The sequence below is a fragment of the Rhodopirellula sp. MGV genome (assembly GCF_002251265.1).
GTDB classification, from domain to species: Bacteria; Planctomycetota; Planctomycetia; order Pirellulales; family Pirellulaceae; genus Stieleria; species Stieleria baltica_A.
In genome coordinates, this window is record NZ_NPDI01000028.1 from 140601 (window position 1) to 167391 (window position 26791).

At 55.9% G+C, this 26791-nt stretch carries 3 protein-coding genes (1 of these 3 running past the window's edge); all 3 read left to right on the top strand.

The genetic code is table 11. From position 1 onward, the window contains the following. Tightly spaced (each overlapping or abutting the next), the 3 genes in view from CGZ80_RS09640 to CGZ80_RS09650 form a layout consistent with a single transcriptional unit that may run on beyond the window. Positions 1-310, top strand: the 3' portion of a protein-coding gene (locus CGZ80_RS09640) for a CARDB domain-containing protein (protein WP_158222635.1). 14483 nt of this gene lie to the left of the window's left edge; 310 of the gene's 14793 nt are visible here — the last part of the coding sequence; the start codon falls outside the window, past its left edge; the stop codon is at positions 308-310. After that, positions 217-24861, top strand: a complete 24645-nt coding sequence (locus tag CGZ80_RS09645) for a putative Ig domain-containing protein (protein WP_094413744.1) — start codon at positions 217-219, stop codon at positions 24859-24861. Before CGZ80_RS09640 ends, CGZ80_RS09645 begins: the two co-directional genes overlap by 94 nt. Further along, entirely contained in the window at positions 24845-26656 is a 1812-nt protein-coding gene (locus CGZ80_RS09650) for a glycoside hydrolase family 2 TIM barrel-domain containing protein (protein ID WP_094413746.1), read from the top strand. The genes CGZ80_RS09645 and CGZ80_RS09650 overlap by 17 nt, the downstream gene beginning before the upstream one ends. Positions 26657-26791 lie beyond the last annotated feature (135 nt).

Here is a 26791-nt window from a genome sequence, read left to right on the forward strand (position 1 = left end):
GGTCAGCGAGTTCTCGGCCGACGTCGACATCACGATTGTCGGAACGCGTTTGAATCGTGCCGAGCAAACGTTGACTTACGATGTCACGATCACCAACCAAGGCAGCTATGACCTGCTGCTGCCGATGTCGCTTGCCTTCACATCGAACGGGCGACTGATCGAAGCGACACCGGCCGATGACGCATCAAGTGATGCCGAAGGCGCTGGATCTTTGACTTGGCCGATCAGGTTCCCGGCGGTGTTCGTTTGCAACCGGGCCAATCGACTTCGGCAAAGACACTGCGATGGTTGGTGCCTGGCGATGCGGTAACGGACGTTGTCCCCAGTTTTTTAGCGACCGCAACCGCAAACCTGCGTCCCGCGTTTGATTCCGTTGCCGCCGAAAACGTCGTCGCGGGAAATGAATACGTTTACGACGCGAACGCAAACGATCCCGACGGCACCGCGATTTTCTATCAGTTGCTAAGTGCGCCCGATGGCATGACCGTCGACTCCGCGACGGGCATCGTTCGGTGGCAGACCGATTCGCACGTTGCCGCACAAAACGACGTGGTGCTTTATGCGTTTGACTCGCGTGGCGGCTTTGCTGCCCAGCAATGGACGGTCAACGTCACGGGCGGGAACACTCCGCCAGAATTCGTTTCGCCACCCGACACGGTGCAGCTTGCCGAGAACGAAACGCTGCAACTGACAATCGATGCGACAGACATTGACGGTGACAGCGTCGATGTTTGGGCGGATCATTTGCCTGCCGGTGCGTTCTTGGATGCGGAAACCAAAACGCTGTGGTGGTCGCCCGGTGCGGCTTCCGCGGGAACGTATCACGGCGTCACACTTTGGGCCAGCGACGGTGTTCACGTCACCAGTCATTCGTTTGACCTCTTGGTCGCTGCTGCCGATCGTCCGCCGGTGATCGAACCGGTTTCTAACGCGACCGTGCGTCAGGGTGACCTGTGGACCTACCGTATCCAAGCGGCAGACCCTGATGGCGACGCGTTGACGTTTACGAGCGATCAACTGCCGAGTGGGGCAACGCTGGATGCTCGTGAAGGCGTGTTACGTTGGCAAGTCGGCTTTGACAGCCCAGCAGTCGTGACGATTCCGATCACGGTGACGGGCGGCGGCCAGTCGACTACGGCCAACATCACCGTCGATGTGATCAACGCCAACGGCGCACCGCTGTTCGATCCGATGCAAGGTTGGGTGATCGATGAAGGCCAAACGTTATCGATCACCACGTTCGCGTTCGACCCTGACCATCCGGAAGTTCGTTCGCCAAACGCCGGTTCGTACATCACGTATGACGCGATCGGGTTACCGGATGGCGCGACCTATGACAGTGCCACGGCCACACTGACGTGGACGCCCGACTTTGATCAGGCCGGTGAATACGCCGTTGAAGTCTTTGCGACGGATGACGGCGATGGAACGGGCAACCCAATCACGATCAAGACCGAAATTCCGATTACCGTTCGCGACGTCAACCACAAGCCGCTGATTACTCCCGTTGCTTCGCTGGCGTTGTCACGTGGCAGCAGAGTCGACTTGCCGATCGAAGTGGTCGATTTAGATGGTGACACAATCGAATTGCAAGTTGCCAACGGTTTGACAGGGCTGCCGCTGCCGAAGTTCGCGACGTTCACGGACCATGGCAATGGCACCGGCGTGATTCAGCTCGCACCTGGAACCGGAGACCGTGGGAACTACACGTTTTCGATTCTAGCCCAGGACGATGGCGGAGGCGGTTATCGCGGTCAGGTCGCGCAGTCACAGTATGACTTTGTCGTAACGATCGAATCGGAAAACGATCCGCCCGTGATTGAAACGGTTCCAGCCCTGGTTGCTGTTGCGGGCGAACGGCTGCGCTTGCCGATCCAGGTTTCAGACATCGATCAAGAACCACTGGAGTTTTCGATCTCCGGTTTACCGCCGCAAGCCAGAATCGTTGCCGGAGCCCGGTACGGCGAAGCGTTCTTGAATTGGGATCCCACAACCGCCGACTTGGGGCACTACGACGTCACCGTGTCAGCGACCGATTCGGGCAATGGCGTCATGGCCAGTCGTCTGACAGCTTCGCAGACGTTTTCGCTGGACGTACGTGCGACCAATCAAAGTCCAATGCTGAACGCGATACCAACGATCACGATCGGCGAAGGTGAAGCGTTTGCTCGTCAGCTCTCCGCGACCGATCCAGACAGCGATTCGGTCCATTTCGCTGCGTCAAACTTGCCAGACGGTGCGATGTTCGATCCGATCACAGGCTGGCTACGCTGGACACCGTCGTTTGATCAAGCCGGCATCTACACCATCCCAATCAAGGCAACGGACGGTTCCGCAAGCGACCAGCGGAACGTGGAAATCATCGTCGACGATGTCAATCGTGCGCCGAAACTGGCGTATCCCGCGATGCAATACGGTCGGGAAGGCAGCGAATTGCTGTTCCGTGTCCGTGGTGATGACTTCGACGGTGGCCCACTGAACTTGGTCGCGGAAAATCTGCCCTCCGGCGCGACGTTTGATTCAAGCACGCGACGTTTCCGTTGGGTGCCGGGGTACGATCAAGCGGGCACCTACAACGTGCGGTTCACGTTGACCGACGAGCAATCCGCGAGTGATACGATCTCCGTTCCGATCCTTGTCAGCAACACGAATCGCCCGCCAACGATTGAAGCCCGGCGGCATCAGGTCCTCGTCGGCGAATCGTTGACAACGACCATCGTTGCATCCGATTCAGACGCCGATGACCAACTGACCTATTCGGCCTACGGACTACCCGAAGGCGCGACGTTGAACGCGTCGAGCGGGCAGATCGAGTGGGTGCCGAATCCGGGACAAGTCGGATCGTATTATGTTGACGTGCGGGTCAGCGACGGGTTGCTCGAATCACAGTCAACATTGGTCATCGAATGCGTCGCGTCGGCTCGCGTCCCCAACGTCGTGATCGTCACCACGCCAAGCTTCCCCGCACGTCCGGGACAGGTGATTCAAGTTCAAGTGATCGCCGATGGAGTTTCGCCGATCGACACACTTTCGTTGACCTATCGAGGCAACCCGGTCACGCTCGACGCGTCCGGCAAAGCAACCATCACGGCAGGCGGTCCTGGCAAGTCGACTTTGGTTGCCACCGCGACCGATGAAGACGGATTCACTGGCACCACAAGCGAGCTTATTCGTGTCCGCGACCTAGCTGATGACCAGCCACCCGTCGTTTCGCTGAATTTGCCTTCGCTGAGCAAGCTGTCGAACCAAGCGGACTTGGCCGGGACAATTGACGATGCACAACTGGAACGCTGGACGCTGACTGTTCAGTCTTTAGCCACCGGCCGAACGACAACAATCGCCAGTGGCGACACAACGGTGCTCGATGAAGTGATCGCACAGATCGACCCACGCGAGTTTGCCAACGGCTTCTATCGAATCACCCTCGACGCCCAAGACATCCAAGGCCGTGAATCGGCAACAAATGTTTTTGTCGAAATCGACACGGCCGAAAAGATCGATGCCTTTACGAGGACGGACTTGGATGCCGCGATCGAAGTCGATGGCAAAGTGTTCGAAGTCTCGCGTCAATACGATTCGCTGTCTCAATCATGGCGGCCAACCTTTCGCTCGCTCGGCAAGCCAGACCTAATGTCGACCGGCAGCGCCAGCGATCTCGAATCACTCGGCATTTACTCGGCGTTGTCGGCGGGCGATCGCATCTACATCAGTTTGCCCGATGGCACTCGCGCCGGGTTTACGTTTGCTCCCGAACCGAGTCAGCCGTTCGCATCGAATTCGTCGCTCGTGTTTTACAAGCCGCTTTGGATTGCTGACACGGGTGTGGAATACGAGCTTCAGTCACTCGATCGGCTGTTAGTCCGAGGCGGCAACCGGTTTTATGACCAATCGAGCGGTCAGCCCTATCATCCAGCCAACACGTTGCTGGGGGCCGACAGTTGGCGTTTGACACATCCGGATGGAAAAGTTGATGTCGCTGACGCAAATGGAGTCATCGTTCGGACGGTTTGGCCGGACGGCACCACTTGGCATCTTAGCGATAGCGGCGTGCAGCTTTCGGATGGTGTTTTCATTTCCACCCAATTCGATCCACAGGGAAATCTCACAGCGATCCGGTTGCCTTCGGGTGTCATGCTTAGCGGGCCGTCTTCCTTGGCAAGTCAGTTTGCGGGGCTGCTTACCGAATCGATCGATTTGAATTATCGCTGGAACGATGAGGGGGCACTTTCGGAAGTGCTAGCGAGTCAACCAGCAAGCAATGCCGACGAAGCGACGTTGATCGAAGTGCTGCATCGGTATGGTTATCGAGCCGACGATTCATCAGCCCTTGCGATTGCCGTCAGTTCCACGGGTGACCATCGGTCTTATCCGAGTGACACGACGTTGACAGAAAACTTGGGGGCATCGGACCAGTTTTCATTGTCGCCTGTCATCGGCGAAATTGAAGAAGGCCACTCAGATCGGTTTGCTTTTTCGATCGAAGACAATCAGATCCGAAGCACGCGCGACGGTATTGTCTATGTCCGTGCGATCATCGAACGCTACCGAAGCCGCTTCGTCGCCGCGACACCGACGATTTCCGGGATGCAGCCGATCGCCCGCAGCGTTGACGGGGATCGAACGGTTGCGTTGTTTGCGATTGATCATGCCGACCTGTCTGCACTGGAAATTCGCGGGGCCTCCGCAACCGATGCCGGTCAGTATCGATTGCAGCTTGACTTGGTGGGTGACATCAATAACGACGGCAAAGTTGACGGGATCGACAGCCAGTTGCTTGCTCAAGCGATGGGAACCTTCGTTGGCCAGTTGGGTTTCAATGCCAAAGCTGACTTCAACGCCGACGGAGCAATCACGGTCAGCGATTCGCAGTTACTTGCGGCAAACTATGGACTGACTTCCAGTTCGCCGACGTTCGCCTTGAACCAAGCCTTTACGACTGACGCGGCGCGTGCGATCGTGATCCCCGATCCCGGAACCGGTCAGCCGCCAATTCCGGAAACACCGGTCGACCCGTCAGTCGGCAACAACGACCGTTTGCAATTACCGGCCGCTGATACCGTGATCGTACAACCGCCACAAACGGTGGCGATGCCGCTCGCACCAACGGCCGGAGCGACCTTTGGGCTTCGCAACGGCAACTTCGATCAAGCTGGTGAAAGTTGGTCAACGATCGGAACGGTGACGTTTGACACCGCCGCGGCGCAGCTATTTGAGAACGGCACACGACGCAGTTCGCTTCGTCAAGCGTTCTATGTTCCGGACGATTCATCCGAGCTGCGATTGATCGTTTCTGGACTGACGCTGAACTCGACCGTCAAGCATGCGCCCGATGCGTTTGAAATCGCTTTACTTGACGCGACAACACTCTTGCCTCTTGCCGGTGTGGTCGCCGCAGCGGATAGCGACTCGCTCTTAAACATCCGCTCCGATGGCACCTACCTCGCCGCCCCCGGTGTTGTGGTCGGTGACGCGAACGGTGCCGATCCTTCCTCGGACCTTGGTGGAGTCGTTGCGGTTGATGGTTTCGGTCGCTATCTGGTGCAAATTGATGTTTCGTCGATTCCAGCGGGGACACTTGCCGTCCTGTCGATGGACCTGCTGGGCTTCGGCGACACCGACAGCACTGTGTCGATTGACGAGGTCGGATTGGTTCAAGGTGGGGCCAAGATACCGGTAGCGGAAGCTGACATCATCGTCACCTCCGAAGACGTGCCGGTGAACTTCGATCTGTTGGCGAACGACCAAACAGCGACCGCGGCGTTCGATCTTGCTTCGCTGCAAATTGTCGTGCCCCCATCACACGGCGAAGTTTACCTCAGCCGCGAAACCGGCTTGGTCACCTACGCACCCCAGGCCGATTATTCGGGCAGCGATTCGTTTACCTATACCATCCGTGATGCGGCAGGCTTCGTCAGCAATGAGGCCTTCGTCAGTGTCGACGTGCAGGCAGTCACCGATGTACCAGTGCTCGAACTCCAAAAGGCAAGCGGCAGTCAAGACACCCCGCTTGCTTTGACGATCGACGCACGGTCTGCGGATACCGACGGAAGTGAAACGTTTTATGTACGCGTCGATGCGTTGCCGACGGGCGCGATTCTGAATCATGGACGGCGGATCTCTGCCGGCGTCTATGAGCTGACTGAAAACGACCTCACGGGTTTGACGTTGCTGCCTTCGTCCGGTTGGAGCGGCGAGACGCAATTGAATGTGACGGTTGTCGCGTCCGATTCCGCAGCCAGCGAAGCTGTTACAGAATCGGCAATGACTGTCGAAGTTGGTCGCACCATCGTCGACCCGATGTCGATTGTCGCCTACGAGATCAATCGCGGCGAAACTCAACGATCGTACATCCACACCTTGTCCGTCACGTTTAATCAGGACGCGTGGATTGCCGATCCGATGTCTGACATCATGATTCGTGACACCGATGGCAATGACACGTTGATCGCCCCCAAGCGGTTCGACTATGACGCTGACACTGCAACGTTAACGATCGACGTCGAAGGGCTGCTTACTGACGATTCCCAGTATTACTTGATGATGCGACGTGTCGGAATCGCCTCAGACGCGAACCGTTTGCAAACGATGGCGAACGGCCCGGAAGTCGCGAGCGAGTTCCTGCCGCTGCCGTTCCACCAACTGCTTGGCGACGTCAATGGCAACAACGAAGTCGATCAAGACGACTGGGACGACATCAACCAAAGCTTCAACAGCACGTCCAGTTCTGATCGCTATGTTCGCTATCGCGATTTGAGCGGCGATGGCAGGATCGACCGGTACGATTTCATCAAGTGGCGAAATCAATACCCATCGACGACCGACCATCAGGCACCGCAGGTGATTGCGGCAGTGACACTGCCTGACCAACGTCTGCCTTTGGTCAATGCGTATCAACGCGATTCGAACTTGTCATTGGTTGTTAACGACGTCAGCGAAATCGCTTCCTTGAAGGCAACGATCGACGGATCGCCTGCGGTCGAGTTGGTTTCGCATCTGTCCGGCGAACAAGCCTTGCAGATGCCGTTGGCGGATTTGTATGCGATGGCGTCACGGTCGCTCGACGAAGCCGATCACGAATTGGTGTTCGTCGCGTCGGATCGCTGGGGCAATGAATCGGAGCCGTTTGTGGTCGACTTTGCCATTGACGTGACCGCACCCGCAACCCCGATCACACCGGTGTTGATCGACAGCGACGGCAACGAAGTCACATCGCCCGTTGTGGGCGATTCATTGTTGACCATTCGCAGCGAAGGCGACTCCGACAGCATCTTGCGTTTGTATCAAGACGGTGGTTCGGAAGTTGGTCTCGGCATCGCATCGAATGCCGTCGATTTCCAAGTCGACTTGGGATCGTTGGCAGACGGAACCTACAAATTCTCTGCAACCGCCGAAGATCCTACCGGGAATCGCAGCGGCAGCAGCGGTGAGCTTTCGGTGACGATCGATCGCACAGCACCGTCGTTCGCACAGTTGCAATTGGCCCCGGCCAGCGATACCGGGACCGTCGGCGATCGGACGACGGACTTGGCACAAGTCGACGTTGTGGGAATCACCGAACCTGGCGCGATCGTGCGTGCCGTGGATGGGATGCTCGAAACGGTCGCCGATGTGAACGGCGCATTCGAACTCGGTTCCCTGCCGCTCGGCTTCGGTACCAATCAAATTGACTTGACGGTCAGCGATGCGATCGGCAACACACACGCTCAATCGTTGACCCTATTCCGGCCACGGTTGGAATCGGACGCACCTCGGTTGGCACTGACGCTGACCGAAGATCTCGGCCGCTATTTCAATGATAAAGTCACTTCGTCAATGGCGTTTGCGGGGGCGGTTGATGACGCGTCGGCGATCAGCCATCTGTGGATGACTGTGACATCAACATCGCGGGCAACCCAGACGACTCAGCGATTTGATCCGGTTGATTTGGTCTCGTCGATCAGTGGTGCAACGTTCTCGATCTCGACGGCGCAAATCGAAGCGGCTCTCGGCCAATCAGTTCCGGATGGAGATGTGACTATCTCACTGGTCGCCGTCGACGAATACGAAAATGCTTCGGCCCGGCAGAGCGTCACGTTGAAGCTGGATCGGACCGCACCGATCGCGAATGATGTGTTGAGGTTGGACCCACAAAGTGACCTTGGGCGGGACGACAGTGACGGAATCACCCGGCTGACAAATCTTGGCATCAACGTGATGCTTGCCGAACCCGGCCTGCTGACCGTGTTCGTTGACGGCGCGGCTTGGGAGACGTTTGATCTGCCAATCGGCGAGAACAGTGTCACTGTGACGGGACTTTCCGAAGGCACGCACCAATTGACCGCGTCGCTCGCCGATTTGGCTGGGAATGTTGGTTCATCCAGTGCGACACTTGACGTGTCGCTCGACACGACTGTGCCGAGTCAACTGGATGCTGAAATTCAGTTGCCGGGAGCTGGCGTTGACGTCGGTGCGGTGCGTGGCAATACCGATCCGAACGCGACGGTCTATCTTTATCGCGGGTTGGATTCTCAAACGGCGATCGCAACCACGATCGCCGCAACCGACGGTTCCTATCGCTTCGATTCGGTTCGTTTTGCCAACGGCATCAATCGTTTCCGTGTCGTTGCCGAAGATCTGGCTGGGAATTCGATCGAACAGACCCGCTCGATTCGATTTGACGCACCCGACTTGTCAGCACCCCAGATTGCGTTAAGCCTTGCGCAGGACACGGGGGCGTTCGCGGATGACTTGTTGACCCGCGTCCCTGACATTGAAGGACGTGTGGATGACGCGAGCCGAATCACGACGTTCCAAATCAGCGTCCAGCAAGGCCCCTTCGTCAACGCACTGGGTACGTTAGAAGACAACCGCTTCTATTTGTCGCGTTCGGTCCTCGAAACGGCGCTGGATGCATCGCTTCTTGACGGCGAAGTCACTGTGCGTGTACGTGCGGTGGATCAATGGGGGCATGCTTCGGCAATCGAATCCTTGGTGTTCCAGCTTGATACCGCTCGACCCTCGACGCCAGCCACGCTTCGGTTGGACAGCAGTGCAGACACCGGCGTCCAAGGTGATGGAGTCACCAGTCAAACCGCGTTGGTATTTACGACGACCGTAGCGGATAGTGACGCAGAAGTGCTTTTATTTGCCGATGGGATCGACGTCTATCGTGCAAACGCGATTGGCGAAGTGACCCTGCAGGCGTCCAGTGAGACTGGGCGGCATCGGTTTGTCGCACAAGCCGTCGATCTGGCTGGCAACGCTAGCTTTTACACCGCACCACAGTTTGTCACCGTAGACGATCGATTCACAAAACCGACCGTCTCACTCGCAGCTCGTTTCCGGCGAGACGATCTAGGCGGTCCACTGTTTACATCGACGCAAGTGGTTGATTTGGTTGGATCGGCTGAGCCTGGGACGCGATTGGAAATCACCGGGACGCCGCACTTTGCCGACGCAAACGAGTTTGGCATGTTTGCCATTGAAAACGTCGAGCTTGCCGTTGGTGCGAACTCGCTGTCAGTCGACGCGACCGATGTGGCAGGCAACGCGGCAACCGTCAACCTTGAGGTCATTTTGGTTGACGAAGACGGACCGGCAATCGAAATGAACTTGGTCAATGACACCGGGGCCAGCGACAGCGACGGGCGTACAAACGACCCCGCGATCATCGGGACGCTGACCGATGCTTCGTCGATTGTCGTCGTAACGGGATCGCTCAATCAATTTCCGGCGATCGACCTGACACCATCGCTGAATCAGGACTTGTTGTCGCTCGACGTCGGTGCTCTGGAATCGATGGTAGGGCAAGCGTTACCGGATGGACGTTATGAGCTATTGCTGCACGCGACCGATTCGCTCGGCAATGAATCCGACGCAACGTTAAAATTTTCGCTCGATCGAACCGCACCACCGGTTCCGACGCCAGTGGATTTGTTGACGTCCAGCGATCATGGTCGTGACGCTCGCGACAACATCACTAATGAACCACAGCCTGTCGTCCGCCAATTTGCCGAACGCGGTTCGCTCGTCACGTTCTTCGTCGACGGCGTCGAAATCGGATCGACCTATTCAACCGGTGTCGCCCAGTATGCGTTGCCTGAAATGTCGAGTGGCACGTACCAAGTCACCGGCACGATCGAAGACTTGGCTGGCAACATCGCGGAGACAAGTGAACCGTTGGAACTGACGATCGACTTGGAGGGACCGTCAGAAATCGGCTTGCAACTGCGGGAGGATTTTCAAAGCAGCGTTCGTCCGACGCACACGCTCGATCAAGACGTGGTTCTGGTGGGACATGCCGATCCCGGCTCGAACGTCACCATCAACGGGCAGAATGATTTGATCGTCGATGCTTCCGGGACGTTCGAGATTTCGGTGCAACTTCAGCCCGGCGAGAACCCCTTTGAGATGATTGCCGAAGACTTGGCTGGCAATCAGATCACTCAAACATTGATCGTCACACTGGGACAGCTATTGCCTCCCGCGTTCACATTCGATGTCGCCGACAAAGGTCCATTGATCGCTCCGACCATCGCGGGGCAGCTTCGATCGGAAAGCCCAATCGCTGTTGCCCAAGTCAGCACCGACCCGACGTTTGCTTCACAAGTTGTTGATTTAACCGATCAGATCAACGGCGGATCGTTTGTGTTGGATGCGACGGATTGGGAAGTGATCCACGGTGCGCCGTTCTTGGACGGTACACACAAGCTGTACTTCCGGGCGGTGGACGATGCGGGACGCAGCAGTGAAACAGTGATGGTGCCGTGGGAGCGGAATCAATTCGCCAGCGCGACGTTGGTTAGCGAGGTCGTCTCCGTAGCCGGTCAATATCGCTATCGCTACACGGCAACCGGTGCGGAGCAGATTTCTCGGCGGCTTGATGAAGTCCCTATTCCGATTCCGGCGAACGCGGACTTGATCGATTGGGCGGTTCCTCCAGGATGGCATTTCGAGGTGGAACCAGACAATCTTCTCGCACGGATGATCGCAGACAATGGGAATGGCCTAGGCCCTGGGGAAGAACTCAGCTTTAGTTTCACCTCCTCTGCTTCGCCTGATCGTTTGCTGGTGTCGATGCAGATGAGTGATCTGGCTGATGGCGACTCCGTTGCTTCGGTAACGATTTTCGCGCAAACACCAGGAAGTGTTGCGCCGGGGGATGATTCGGGCAGGTCTGCTGCCGATTTCTATTCGATCGATGCGTCACAGGTTCTGGCGGTTGATGAAGCCAACGGATTGCTTGGCAATGACGCGGCTGGAATCAACACGGTCACGCAAGCACCACTTAGGACACGTTGGGGGGCGGACGTTGCGGTCGAATCAGACGGCAGTTTTGTATTGGTCCCTGGTCAGGCTTTCGTAGGGCTCGCCGAGGGCGAAATCGCGGTCGACTCATTCGAGTACACGGCTCGTAACGCGGCATCAGAACTCGTGAAGTCGACGGTCTTCATTCGTGTGACGGGGGAAAACCAATCGCCGATCGCGTTCGATGACATTCAACCCAACGAACTTGCGTCGCTAGGCGTACGAGCAACACGAACACTGGTCATTAACCCGTCCGATCTGTTGGCCAACGACGTCGATCCAGATGTAAACGATCTTTTGTCTATCTCAGCGATCAATGGCGTCAGTTCACGCGGAGCTTCGGTGACGCTGGTCGATGGGAATTATGTTTACGACCCGACATCCGTGCCAGCATTCGCATCGTTGGCTGCCGGGGAAACCTTGATCGACCGAGTGACGTACACGCTGCGGGATCCGTCTGGTTTAACGAGCACTGCCATCGCGGAAATCGTCGTGACCAGTTCACAGAACTTGGCACCGGTCGCGATCGATCACTTGGCGGAGATCACCGAAGATGGCGAAGCCTTCTCCACCGATGTGGCTAACCTGTTGGACGGCGCTACCGACCCTGATGCGTTGCCCGGTGACCAAGCGTTGCAAACGGTGGCAACATCGGTGCAAAGCAGCCTTGGTGCCACGGTCCAGATCTTTGCCGATGGCACCTTCGTGTACGACAGCAACGGTGTTGCGGCAATCGAGTCACTGAAGGTTGGTGACGTGAGTTCCGACTCATTCCAGTTTGCGGTCAGTGATGGAATCGATGACTCGCCGTTTCAAACGATGACATTGTTGATTCATGGGCAAAACGACGCGCCGAGTGTGGTCGACGATCAGTACTTCGGCGTCGCCGCCGATGGAGTGTTGACGGTTGATCCAGGAACGGGTTTGCTTGCCAACGATTCGGACTTTGATTCGCCGTTGCCACTGATCATTGACCCCAGCCAAACCGACGCGTTGTCGTCGCTGGGGGCAACCGTGACACTGCGTCCGGACGGCACGTTCGATTATGACCCCGTGGGAGTTTTCGATGCGTTGGCAGCAGGTGAAACAGTCGTCGATTCGTTTACTTACGTCGTTCTGGATGACCGGGGGGCAGAATCAATTGGCTTGGTCGAAATCGAGGTCGTCGGTGTGGACGATGCGCCGGTTTCTGGTACGGACGGAATCGAACGTGGCTACTGGGCGGTCGCGTCGCAAAAGATCACCGTCGATGCCGCAAACGGCTTGCTGATCAACGACAGTGATCCGGATCAGGTCGATGGCCAGTCAACACTTTTGGCTAGCTTTGACGGTTTTAGTCAGTACGGCGCACGCGTCATCGTGAACGCAGACGGAAGCTTCAGCTACGACCCAACCGTCAGTGCGGCGCTAGCCCAGTTCAAAGCCGAAGGCATCGATGTCGTCGATACGTTTACGTACTCCGTATCCGATTCGCCGAGTACTGCGCCGCTAGCAAGTGCGAATGCGGTGTCAAGCGGGGCGGAATCCAGTTCGCTGGAGGCCAGCAGTGAAGGCGTCGTTGAAATCATTGTTCGCAGCGGTCCATCAAGTTACAGCTTCGATTTGGTTGGCAAAGATTACGATCGGATCGGCGAAGGCGTTTCCATCAACAATCACGGGGCGGTCAGCTTCTCGGCAACGCAAGCTGACAAAGACAACCTGTATGTATGGACGCGTGAAAGTGGTATCGCGACATTGATCCCTGATTCGTTGACGTTTGGGGATTCGTCAATCTCGACGCCTCCCCGTGGCGAGTTTGACGAAACACCGATGATGCGGTTTAGCGATACCGTCCAGATCAACGATCAAAACTCGGTTTACGCACAGCGGCAAATGAATGCTCGCGGCATGTTGGGGATTGTGGCCCTTGGTGCGCCGTTGATGGAGTTCACTGATTTGGCGCTGACTTATTCCGAGCTTTGGAATGCCGACCGCATCCTCAGCGGGTCTCCGGGGGAAAGTAGTACTGGTGTTCGTCCGACGCTGCCCCGGCAAGTTGGTGTCGGTGACATGGGACTTGCGAACAGTGGTCTGCGCTGGGGCGACCCAACCATGACAGATTTCGTGTTCCTGGAAATGTTGGCGGTCTTGCCGCCGATCATCGGAGCTGCGACGACGATTCAGACCACGATGGTGCCGCGAGTTTGGACCATCAACCCAAGTTGGGCGAGCGCCTATTTCACGCCTGTCAATCCGGTTTGGAACGCGTTTCAGCATCCCGATGCGGTTGACATCAACGTGCTTCAGTCCGTCGCGATCGTGACCTCGCTTGCGCCGATTTATACGGACCAAATCTACGTGACGCCTTTCGTTTCGATTCGCCCCGAAACGAGTTCCGTCAACAACCGTGGTGAAACGGTCTTCCTGGCCGAAACCAACGATTCGGAAGTTGATCCCGGATTGAACTTGGTCACGTACAGCCGCGAGCGTGCGAAGCCCTACGTCAACGTGCCGATCTCGCAACCGATCGACAACATCCATTTGTCAGACAACGGCTGGGCCGCCTATGTCGAAAACGGTGAAGTCAAAGCGGTTTCGATCGAGGGTGAAGTCAAACGGTTTGGGTTTGAAGCGATCGGAAACGACGTTTCGATCAGCGACACCGGTGTGATCGCAGTACTTGCCAACGGACCGCTCGGACGCGGCATTTATGCGATCGATGCCGAAAGCGGTCTATGGGTGAAAGTCGTCGGCGAATCGGGTGACGGGGTTTTGGATTCCAACGAAATTGATATCGACGGTAGCGATGTCGGAAGCATCGCTAGCCTGCTGGAAGGCCCGATCGGAATCAACGGCTCGCTTGCAGTGAGCGAAGATTCTGGCGGTTCCGGTGGTGACCAAAGTGGCGAAAACTCATCGGGACTCTCACAAACTCCCACCACGACGAGTGAGCCACCCGGTGGTGCACCTTATTTCACAGTGGCTTTCATGGCGGCCGACAGCGAGGGCAAGCAAGGATTGCATTCGGCTCGGTTTGCGTTCCCGACAGATCAATCCGGCGGGACGGTTCCCATTCCATTTTTCCATGGCCACGGCAAGGTTGTTGATCTCGGCGAGTTGTTGCCAGGGATTGGTCCTGTCAACGAAATTCATGGGTTCGACATCGTCAACAACTCCGGCCAAGTCGCATTCTCGACTGGCGATAAAGTCGTTCGTGCGACGCCGCCGGTTTATGCGAATGGTGAAGTCATCTATGCACTCGAAGGCCGACGGCTGGGCGAAAACTCCACCTATGCACGCGATGGCGGTGCGGCGGTTGCGACCTTTGTTGCAGGCGATCCCAAAGCAACGGCCAGCCAGTTCATCGCTCGCGTAGACTTTGGCGACGGGACAGTCATTAATGGAGAAATTCGTTCGATTGGCGGTGCCAGATACGAAGTCGTTGCCGAGCATTCCTATGATCGCGAAGGTCCCTATGCGATAACGGTTCAGATCACCGACACGGTCCATGACAATGGTGGTCTCGCGACGACTTTAGCGAACATCATCAACGTCAAGTCCGAAGAGAACCTCGAGAAACTGTCCGAGACCGATAGCGACGGAAACCCGGTGATGCCGAGCGTGCAAAGCTTCGCGACGCCGTTGACAGAATCCGATCAAGACTCCTCCGGACAATCAGGTCAAGGTGGCGGTGGCGGCGGATCGGATTCGCCGACTTCGCTCGGATTGCGAACCGTTGTTTCCATTGATCGTGCGGCGGGGACGTATGAAGTCCTTTCGCTAGGCACCGCCGCGTTCTCGTACAATTTCGTTTATGAAACCGCTGGCAGTGACGGACAGGGCGAACCGAATGCCAGTCAGCGTGGCGACGGTTCCGGCGTCAACGTCCGCAAAGTAATCTCACGGGGAACGCTTGACGGGGTGAACTTCGCACCGGGATCCTTCTCCGTCGCGACTTACGAAACCGCGTTCGATGGCGAGGTCGAAGCGAGCGGCACATCAAGCTCGAACTCATACGCTCAAAATGCAACCACCACGACCAATTTTGTCGGCCAGTTTGTCGACGAAAAAACGTGGGACGGCGGCGTGTTCGATTGGACGCTGCGGACTCATAAAGACACGGAGTATGTCACCAGCGGCGAGCGTCTTGTCGACGGTGACTTAATTTCGCAAGTCGACGCGTTGATCGGCGGCGGAGGAAGTTCGTACATCGGCAGCTTCGTCATGTCGGGGAACCAATCGGTCGACGAAACGCTGCGTGAGTTCGGTACCCAGGCAATGGCGACACGAGATTTCCTGGTCGAAACCGAGTCGCAAACCAATCACACGGGCGGACGGCAAAGCTTCGACTTCACGGACGCAAGTGATGCGACTTCGGTGTTCCACTCGTTCGGCACGGTTTCTGATTCAGGCGACTACTCGCTCGCAATCACAAGCACCGTGTCCACTCAAATTGTTGAACGTCGGCAAAACAACGGTCCCCAGTCGACCGTGACGACCGGTGGCACGACCAGTACCACGACAACACAGAAGGCAGGCAATCTGCAATCAGGAAACTTCACGCTCTTGCAACAGGTTGAGACCCAAAGCGACCAAGTCGTCCGGCAAGAAAATCAGGGTGAAAGTAAGGTCTCGACGCTCGGTCACCATGCCGAATCGACGCTCTCTGGTGGAGGTAATGACGAGACAGGTGTGTTCAATTTCGTGCTCGCCAGCGAAACCGAGTCGATCAATGAAACTGTTTTGACCAACAGCGTTGATGTGGACTATCGGTCCGAATCGACGATGAGTGATTTGGTGGAGTCTCGGGTCGAGCAGTCCGGTAATCTGTACGACGGTTCCTACCAGTATGACGAAACGTTTACGCACGAAGCACAGTCTTTTGTGACGAGCAGCAACGGCCCCAGCCGGATTGAAACTGACTCGACCAGCACGACGACGGGCGAGAAGCGAACGGTTGGTGATAAAAAGTCTGGCGAGTTCCGTTTGACACAGCAGGCAAATTCCGTCGGACAATCGACCACAGTGACTCGCAATCAAACGACCGAGTCGGAAACGGTTGCGGAATCCGAATCCAATTCGGAATCTGAAAAGTCGGGCAACCTGAAGCAGGGCCAATACGAGTTCAGCGGTTATAGCTTTGGTACGACCTCATCGACACAACTTGCGACAAACACCGGTGCGAACGGGACGGTGGAAACGACCAACCAGACCGAAAGTCGTTTGATGGAATCCGTTTATTCCGGTACCGGTGATTCCATCTCCGGGCGAGTCGAAAAGCAAGAAGAAGGTTCTACCACGATCGAAAGCGACACGGTGGTGACCAATCAGACCAAGCGGAGCGAAAGCCGATCGGTGACTCAATCGGAGCGGGCATCGCAGTCGGTTTCGAACACGTTGCTTGGAACAACGCAATCAGTGGTCGACGAAGTATCGCAATCCGAGTCGACGGCAATCGAGACCAATCAAGATCGTGTGTCGGAAAGCAACATTCAGACACGGTCGACAGCAGTGTCTGAATCGGAAGGCAACCGTTTTACAGGCGAGTCGACTTCACGGACGGCTCAAACCGCAGAAGTCAATTCATCGTCTCGCGAATCGATCCTGGGGAAAACGGTTCAGCAGTTGGGAATCACGACAACTCGTCAGGTCACGTCACAATCGGCAAACCAGTTTAGCGGCGTGATTGAATCGCAGTCGATTTCGTCGAGTGAGTCCACTTCGCAATCGACCACCACAAGCCTTTCGGCGATCGCGTTTGCCGTGTCAATTGGGCAAACGCAAGCGGAAACCAGCGTGGTGGGAAATCAGATTGTTGGTGATCGGTCCGGCATCACAACAACGCAGTCCGACCGACGTAGTTTGGACGTCGCGATGGCGGGAGTCCAGGCGAGTGAAGTGACCCAGGACACCGTTTGGCCGACCGATGTGGGGAGCGAGTTCAAAACACTGGCCGACGGTCTGAGCGTTGTCGTTCAAGCTGGCGTGCAGATTTACTCCGATGACCAATCGCAAACCGTATCGCGGGTTCAGTCAAACTCCACTTCGGAATCGACATCGAACGAGATTGATGGCGTTTATGAATCCGAGACGACGCAGTCGATCGATCAGCAGTCGCGATCTTACCGAACCCACCAAGCCTCGATCTCTGAATCAACTCAGTCGAGCAATCGGGTCAGCAGCACCATTGCAAGCGGCAATACGATCACGGGTGATTCGTCGACAAACTCCACCGAATCCGCCGAGTCAAACAGTCAATCGGTCAGCACCAACCAGGGGCAAACTCGCGATCAACAATCCGAGTCTGAATCGATCATCGTCTCGAGTCAGAGTGGTAACAGCATCACAGGGCTATTTACCTCGGAATCGGCAACGACGGCGACAAGTGAAACGACAACACTGTCACTCAATCAGACCTTGTCGCAGTCATCGGTCGCGACCAATCAATCAACCACAACCAACCAGTCGAACAGCAATCGGATTACCGGGGAAACAACATCGACACAGCGAAGCGAAACGGCGAGCCGATCGAGTTCAGAAACCGTTAACCAGACACAGGCGACCAATCAGTCAAATGACTCGCTGACCACGGCGATCGTTCAGAGCACTGGCAACACCAATACCGGAGAGTTCAGCGAGTCGCGATCGGCAACCAGTGAATACACTCGGACCTTGGACCAGACCAACGGCAGCCGCAGCAAAACGTTGGCTGAGGAAGCGGAGTCAACCGTGACGAGTACGAGCGACGGAAATTCAATTTCAGGGGCGTATCGTAGCACCGAAAACCTGTCGCAAACGTTGGAGACGGCGCAAACTGAGACGGCCCAGACGTTGGAGATCGTGTCAAGTTCGGTTGCCCGTGTTAGCACGGAAACAACTCGTTCAGGCAATCAGTTGTTGGGAGACTACGCGGAATCATGGACGACGATTCACGAGACCAATGAGTCGCAAGACGTCACGAACCAATCTCGAACAAATCAGCTCGCTTCCGAAAGCACCGCGGAGACCACAGGCGAGACGTCGGGCAACCAATGGACGGGAGACTACACGCGTCGTGAAACGATCGACAGCGATTCGGCCCGCACGGAATCCACAACCAATGGGCCGATGTCGGTTGAGTCGTCTGTCGAAATTGAGACGGTCAATACCACCGATGTGTCAGGCAATACGGTCACTGGCACCACACGATCGGTAACGACGTTCTCCGAAACACTGTCGCAATCGGACACGTCAACGATCGAAGACGAAATCAATCAGATCAGCATCGTGGACCGTTCAAGCGGAATCACGATTCGCCACGCAAATGCGATCACGGGCCTCTATTCGGTTGACTCGCAAAACGAAGTGGAAACACAACGAACGACGCGGTCCGAAAACCAAACCCAGCTAACATTGAATTCGACAGAAGTCGTAACCGACCAGTCGATTGTCGAAACGGGCAATGAAATCGTTGGCGGCTTTGATCGCGTGACAGAGACCGAAACTTCGGCCGAGACCGATGAAACGACGACGAATCAAACGTCGGCGCTGACGATCCTAGCGACAGAAAACATGACGTCACAGGAATTGCTTGGTGGCAATGCCGTGACGGGACAGCGGAGTGGCAGTTCGACTTCAACGACAAGCAACAGCACCGCTCGGACGTTCGAGAATCAATCTTTGCTGGTCGTTGCCGGAATCGACGAAATCGTCACCGTCCGGGCATCGTTTACAGGCAATTCCGTCGAGGGAACTTCCCAGTCCACAACCGAGAACAGCGGGCAACGTGTCCGAAGTGAATCGATCACCAACGGAACATTGAATTCTCAAGCCAGCGAAACGTCGATCTTCGCGTCGCTGGCTACGCGATCGGAGAATGCATTATCCGGCGTCTATCAAGAGACGATCGAGGGGTCTCAGAGTTCGACACTCGAGGGCGACGACGTCAACAAGTCGCTTTCCGTCGAGTACACCCTGGAACAGTCCAGTAGCTACACCAACGCATCCAGCGGCAACAATGTTGTCGGTAACTTTACAAGCGATTCGGCTTCGCAGAAGCAGGTGACAAAGCGAACCTTGTCGACCAACGGACCGCTGGCGGTTGAGTCGACTTTGGTCACGACGGAACAGACGCATGAGACGCTCACCGGCAACTCCGTCGCGGGTACCAGTTCATCAACCCTTGCGATTGACACGATCAGCGTTTTAACGCAAACGGATGCCAATCAATCCTTGTCCGTCGACATCACCGCAAACAGTTCATCACGCACCGAGGCGACTTCGACGAATGACCAGTACCGAGGAGAGTTCTCTACGGAGTCCGTCACAACATCGACGAGTGATCGTGTTGAGTCGCTCTCGAATCAAGGCTTCCTAGCAACCCATTCTTCGAGCACCGAATCCAACAACACGCGTGAAGCATCTGGCAACACGATCACCGGCGCATCAATCTCAAACGAATCGGGGGAATCCACTGAAGTCGTCGATGCATCCAGTGAAATTGAAACCGAAGCTGTCGAAGAGAACTCCGCCACGACGCGCACCTGGCAAAGCGTCCGAAGCGGTAACGATATCACTGGAGTCTATGCATCTGAATCCACTAGCGATTCAGCAACCACTTCTTCGCAGCAGTCCGGAAATCAAACGCTGGCAATCACTGCGAACGCGACGGCATCATCGCACACCACTACATCTCAAAGTGGAAACGACATTACTGGTGACTATTCCCGTGAATCGTCTACGGAATCAGTTTCGACCGGCGAGTCAAACGATGTCAACCAAACACGGGTGGTCGATTCGGCGTATACGGGGACGTCGGAGACAACATCCACCGAAAGTGGGAATCTGATTTCGGGTACCTATACGCTTAATGAAACTCAATCCGCGACGTCCTCCTCTTCTGAATCGAACCAGATCGGGCCCAATAGCACCAATCAATCGACCCAGTCGACAACGTCGAATGTTGTAACTACTGGCGACTATGTCACCGGAGCGTTCGAGTCGACTTCGACGACCAGCGTCGCGTCAACGTTTGTCGAAACCTTCGACTATCTGGATCTGTCCGCCTCGAAAACCTCCAGTTCGACCAGTGAGACAGAACGCGAATCGGCGGGGAATGAAATCGCGGGGACACAGTCGCTGTCCAGTCACAGCGAGTCATCGAGCGCGGGGACTTCGACCGAAAACAACCAGTCGTTGGTGCTTGTTGATACCACGTTCACTTCTTCGGTGATCGTCGATTCGACGTCGATATCGAATTCAGTGACGGGCGTCTATGAATCGGATTCGACGAGTGTGTCGACCGACTCGTGGAGTGAGACAAGCCAGAATCAAACGTTGTCACACGATTCAAGTGGATCGAGTGTCGAGGAATCGACCAGCCATCGGGGCGGCAATTCGGTCACCGGGCAGTTCACCGCAACGATGTCGGGAGTTTCAGAAAGCACTCAACAGGTTACGACTCGAAATCAAACGTTGACGACAACCGTTCAGGCGACAACAGAATCGGAGTCCACCGCGACTTCGGTGGGTAACGAAATCACTGGGGCGATGACTTCGGAGACGGACAGCAGTTCGGGATCGACATCAGAGCAGACGGATGTAAACCAGACCCAAACCGTTGTCTCGACAATTGCGGCGACAAGTTCATCGGCCGAGACTGAATCACTTAACGCCATCACTGGCGTGTACCAGTCGAACGCGACCTCGCAGTCAATATCAGTACTGACGGAGGCAAGAACGAATCAAACACTGACCGAATCGCTGCAGCAAACCACGCAATCGACGACGAATTCGACAGCATCGGGCAATCAGGTAACGGGGGACTACAGCACGGATCAGACTACCAACGCGTCGACGGAATCGGTTGGTGAAATCGTAAACCAGTCGAACCGACTGACGACGATCGGACAAACAGAAACGCTGGCAGTGACTTCCAGTGAAACCGGCAACAGTCGTTTTCAAACGTATTCGGTGGAGTCGAATTCGCTGCAAACAATTCAGCTTTCGCAGTCTTCTGTCAATCAATCGCTGACGACGAGCAGTTCGTCGTCGTCAACGACTGAAACGGAATCCGTTCGCAGCGGCAATTCGGTCAGCGGCGAATTCAGCGAAGACATCACAAGGTCATCTACTTCAACCTCGTCCGGTGAATCGTCGAATCAGACTCTCGCATCCGATAACAGCAGCGATGATGCGTTTGACGAAGTGTTTCGGCAGATCGGGAACGACATCACCGGGTTGTACACCTCAAACTCGACGGTGACTTCCACGTCCTCTGTCACGACCAATGAGACCAATACCGATCACGATGTCACCTCGGTTTCCAGTCAATCCCGATCTGTCGAAAGTCAACGTAGCGGGAATTCGGTCACTGGTGATTTAACTGAGACGACTTCGGCAACCGATTCTGTCTCGCTGGATCAGACAGGGACGATCGGAGATCGCACCTTTACGCTTGAAGAATCGAACTCGACGCAGGTTCAAACAAGCAGCGAAGGAAACCAGATCACGACGGAGATGACTTCGGCAAGCGATTCGGATTCCGTGTATGAGTATTCGAAGCAAGTGACCTATAGCGATGGAACCGACAGCAAGACGGTGACACAGACAAACGAGTCGACCACCACCGAAGAACGCAATGCGATCACTGGGCTGTACCGGACAACGACCGAGTCATCGGGCGTTACTGATGTTGCCGAGACGGGAACACGAACGGAGACATACACGGCAACCGTTCACACCGAATCCGAAAGTCTGTCGACCGATGTCGGGAACCGTGTGACAGGGGACTATTTGATTTCGAGTTCGGGCGAGGTGACCTCGACCACACGACGCGATTTGATCGATGGCGACGACAACGAGTTGGCAATCGTCGAAACCTTTGTGAGCGACTCGTCGAGCGATAGTGAAGGCAACCAAATCACCGGTGTGTTTGAAAGCCATCAAGAGTTGTCCAGTGAAGCCGTTGTCACTCAATCGGTGGTGTCAACGGACGGTTTGTTCGACGAAGTCACCGTCAATGCCACGAATTCGTCGTCCCTGGTCGACTCCGACGGCAATTCAGTAACCGGTGCGATGCAAAGTCAAGCGACGACGACCGTCTCTCAAACGTTAACCCAAGATGGCGTGGTTTCCGGTTCGCAGGTCGATTATGACGCATCGTCAAACATCACCCAGACAAGTTCGAGTGATGGGAATTCGGTCACCGGAGTGTTTGAGTATGTTAGTGATGCGACCGAAGGCTACGCGTTTACACAAGTGATCGATCGTGGAGTCGGCGATTCCTACACCTTGGTTGGCGCAGGGACGAAGACGTCGCATTCGGTGACCGAAGAAAACGGTTTAACCGGTGCAATGTCGAACACGACCTCGGGGCGCGATGTTTACGAGTTGACTGAAACGGGGGCGTCTGCAAACGGAGTTTACGAGACTCATTTGACTGGTGCCGATGATTTTACCGAAGCCGAGTCTGTGAATTCACAAACGGGCGTGTTCGAACGTCGTACGGAGTTAATCGGTCAGACCACGGGGACTCAGACGATCGGCGGTGTCGCGAATAATATCGACGAGGTGATCGATCAAGTTGTCACGCATGAAGGCAACTACATTGACGGCGATATCGACTTGAGTGTGTCTGGCACTGGACGCTATCACTTGCTCGTCGATTATGCGGAAACATCAAATGCGGGAACCGGTGTTCCTGGCGATTTGGATCACTCGCCGACCGGTGCGCCGTTGACCTTTGGAAACGCTCCTGCGGTTCCGACGGGCGGAGGAGCGGAATCTCTTGGCGGGGTTTCGACGGTCGCGATTCAGTCCTCAGCAAGTGCTGCGCAAGGATCGATGGCCGCAGCGAACTTCCGTGGCATCCAAGCGAGTGCGGCTGGTTCCGTTCCGATCGGTAGCGCATGGTCTGGAAGTGCGATCGTCGATAATTTCTCACAAGCCGGCGTCAATGCGGCACAGCAATTCTGTTTCCCGGCTGGTACCGAAGTCCTGATGGCTGACGGGAGCGCGAAGCCGATTGAGCAAGTCGATGTCGGTGACCGAGTCGCGTCGCGGGCCGCACGTACGGAAGGAATTGCAGCAGCGATTGAATCGGGCGAAGCCGCCGCCGTTCTGCATTCAGAGCTCGTCGATGGCGAAGTCAGTGAGGTTTATCAAAACTCGACGGAAGTGTTGGTGCGGATCTGTTTAGATGCCAACAATAGCGCAGAAGCAGAGACGATTCGTACGACTGCCGGTCACCCATTCTTCGTGATCGATCCCGATGCGACTGAGTCGACTTGGTCGGGCAAATGGGTTTTGGCCGACAAGCTGAAACCGGGAGACCAGTTGATATCGGCCAGCGGTGACAGTCTCACGATCAGTAACGTTGCAACTGAGTCAGCCACTGACTTGCCGGTTTACAACTTCTGTGTTCGGCGGCATCACAACTACCACGTGCGGCTTCCAGGGACGGACCGTTTTGTGCTTGTGCACAACGATTCGTTTGGCATGTTTACCTATGGCAGCGCGTTGGTGCCGGTGTTACAGGAGGCTTATCAAAGCAGCGGTTTGTCCAACATCGTCGATATGACGAACGCGATGATTGACGCCGTGGTGACGCCGTTGCGACCGATTCTGGATCCTGTCATGGCGGGTGCCGAAATCGTTGCCGGTCAAGTGCAACCCTACCTCGAAGGTTTTGGCGAATACACCGCGCAAACGATCAAAGCAATCTCCGACTACGCCAATCAGGCAATCGTCGCGACGGGGAACCAGTTCACGATGCTTGGGGCCGAATCGACCGGGCAGTGGCTTGTTGGGGTCGGTTTGGATGGATTGGAAAACGAAACCCTTTTCGGAGTGCGAGCGACCACGGTTGCGGCCGGTGTCACGGTACTGGCTGCAGTCACTGTGACGATCGCGACAGGCGGCATGGCGGGAGTCCCGATCGCACTCGGGATCATCGCAGGGGCTGCCGACGCCTATATCCAAGGCGAGTTGTCTGGCGAGCCGGCGGGTTACTGGCAACTGATGATCGGGGCAGGCTTTGGCGGGATCGCCCCCACCGGGGCGTTTGTCAGCCTAGCGGGCGGCGTCGCTGGCGTAGCGGTATCCCACGCAAACGGATGGGATTTAGCAAATGGCTACACGCTGGGAAGCATGATGGGAGGCTTCTTTGGCACTGGGGCGGCGGCATACGCGCGTAAAGCGGCGACCGCAGGGCGTGGTGCGGCGCTGGGATACGCGGCCACCGCGATGGCTGTGGAAGCCAGCGGGGCAGCGGCCGGATTTGCCTACGGAATGTCGACCGGACGAGATTTCCGGACGAGCTTGCAGTATGCTTTCTATGGACAGATGGTGACGGGAATCGCTGGTGCGTTGACGGTCAAATGCTTTGTCGCCGGTACTCCAGTTTACGTGCCGCTAGAGAGCGACGTGCTTGTACCTGCCGCAGAACAGCTGGCTTACGAGCAGCCGGTTTGGACAGGTTGGTCCCGCATCATCGTTCTCGCCACCAATACGATTCTGCTTGCCACGCTCCTTCGCAACGGGGAGCCGGAGTCATCCGACCCGCGAAAACGGCGGCAATCCTTTTCTTTTGAACTAATCGATGACATTCACTCGTAAGCTTACTGTCATTTTTTTAAACGTCTTCGTTCTATTTGCGGTTGGCGTTTCGAACGTCAACGCTCAAGCGATCCCGGTCCATGTGCTACGTGAATCCAATGGGTTCCAACTCGTTCGAGACGGCAAGCCCTATCCAATCCACGGGGTTGGCGGAAATGAAAAACTCGAGTTGCTCGCGGAGCTAGGCGGCAACTCGATCCGCACCTGGAGCACGGATGGGCTGGGTGAGTTGCTTGATCAGGCTCATCAACAAGGCTTGACGGTTTGTGTCGGCATGTGGCTGGGACATCCCCGTCACGGTTTCGACTATCAGGACGAAGCTGCTGTTTTGAAACAGCTCAATGACTGTTTACAAACGGTGCGTCGATACAAAGATCACCCCGCGGTTCTGATCTGGGCCATTGGCAATGAAATGGAAGGCGACGGAAAAAATCCGGCGATCTGGTATGCGGTCGAGCACATCGCACGCGAGATCAAGGCGATCGACACGCATCACCCAACCATGACCGTGATTGCGGAGTTAGGCGAAGCTGAAAACAAGCTTCGTCGACTTGGCCAATTCTGTCCGCATGTCGATATCGTTGGCGTCAATTCTTATGCGGGCATTTCAACGCTTGCGGAACGCTATCGAAACGCTGGTGTGGACAAGCCTTATATCGTTACCGAACATGGGCCACATGGACCGTGGGAAGTCGCGAAGACACGTTGGGGGACACCAATCGAATCGACGAGTACTTTGAAGGGGAATCGATACCGGAACGGATACGAATCAACCGCGATTCAATCGAAAGACCTGTGCTTTGGCTCGTACGCCTTTTTGTGGGGAAATAAACAAGAGACGACGGCGACGTGGTTTGGGATGATGTTGCCCGACGGATCACGCTTGGAAGCTGCCGACGCGATGTCGACACTATGGAAAGGCATGCCGCCGGCAAACCGTTGTCCTCAGCTCACGTCCATCTCAATTGACCAGGCAGATCGGTTGAAGCCTGGCCAGCTTGTCAAAGCATCTGTCGATGTGAGTGATCCCGAAGGCGACTCAATTGAAGTCACTTGGGTACTCCGTCAAGACAGTGGAACGATCGGTGTTGGCGGTGATTTTCAGCAAGCCGAGTTGGCTTTCAAAGAAGCGGTCAATGCAAATGGCAAGCAAGCATCGATAACGATTCCGAGCGGCGGCGGAAACTATCGTTTGTTCGCTTATGTCAAAGACCAGCATGGCGGCGCGGCGGTCGCAAATGTTCCTTTGTTTGTCGACGCACCTCAACAGGCAATCCCCGCTGCGAAGGCGACGTTGCCATTTGTGGTTTATGCTGACAGTAGCCAACCGCCTTACGAACCGTCTGGTTACATGGGCAATACGCAGGCAATCGAGATGCAATTTGATTGCACGGCGAAGCCATATTCCGGAAAAACCTGCGTTGAGGTTCAGTATCAAGCGAGCGACAAGTGGGGAGGCGTTTTGTGGCAATCACCTGCAAACGATTGGGAAGGCAACCTGCCGGGCGGCCTAGACCTTTCTGGTGCCACGGCGCTCGAATTCTATGCCCGCGGGGCCGAAGGCGGCGAAGTGGTTTCGGTGGTGATTGGTGTCATTGAAAGCGACACGCCGTATGCCGATTCGTCCAAGGCCGAGCTGAAGGACGTCCGGCTGACGCCAGAATGGAATCGATACCAAATTCCGCTTAAGGGGATGGATTTAAGCCGAATCAAAACGGGTTTCGGATGGTCTCTCGCCGGCCAAGGTAAACCGATCAAGTTTTACCTGGACGATATTCGCTACATCAGCGAATAGTTGTGCTGTCGCATTTTGATGGGTGATTTCCGCGCAAGTGGGATGACGGCGATGCAATTCGATGGGCAGACCGGTGACCGGCCTGCCCATTTTTCGTTATCGCGGAGGTCTGGTACGGAATCTGCGAAGTACCGA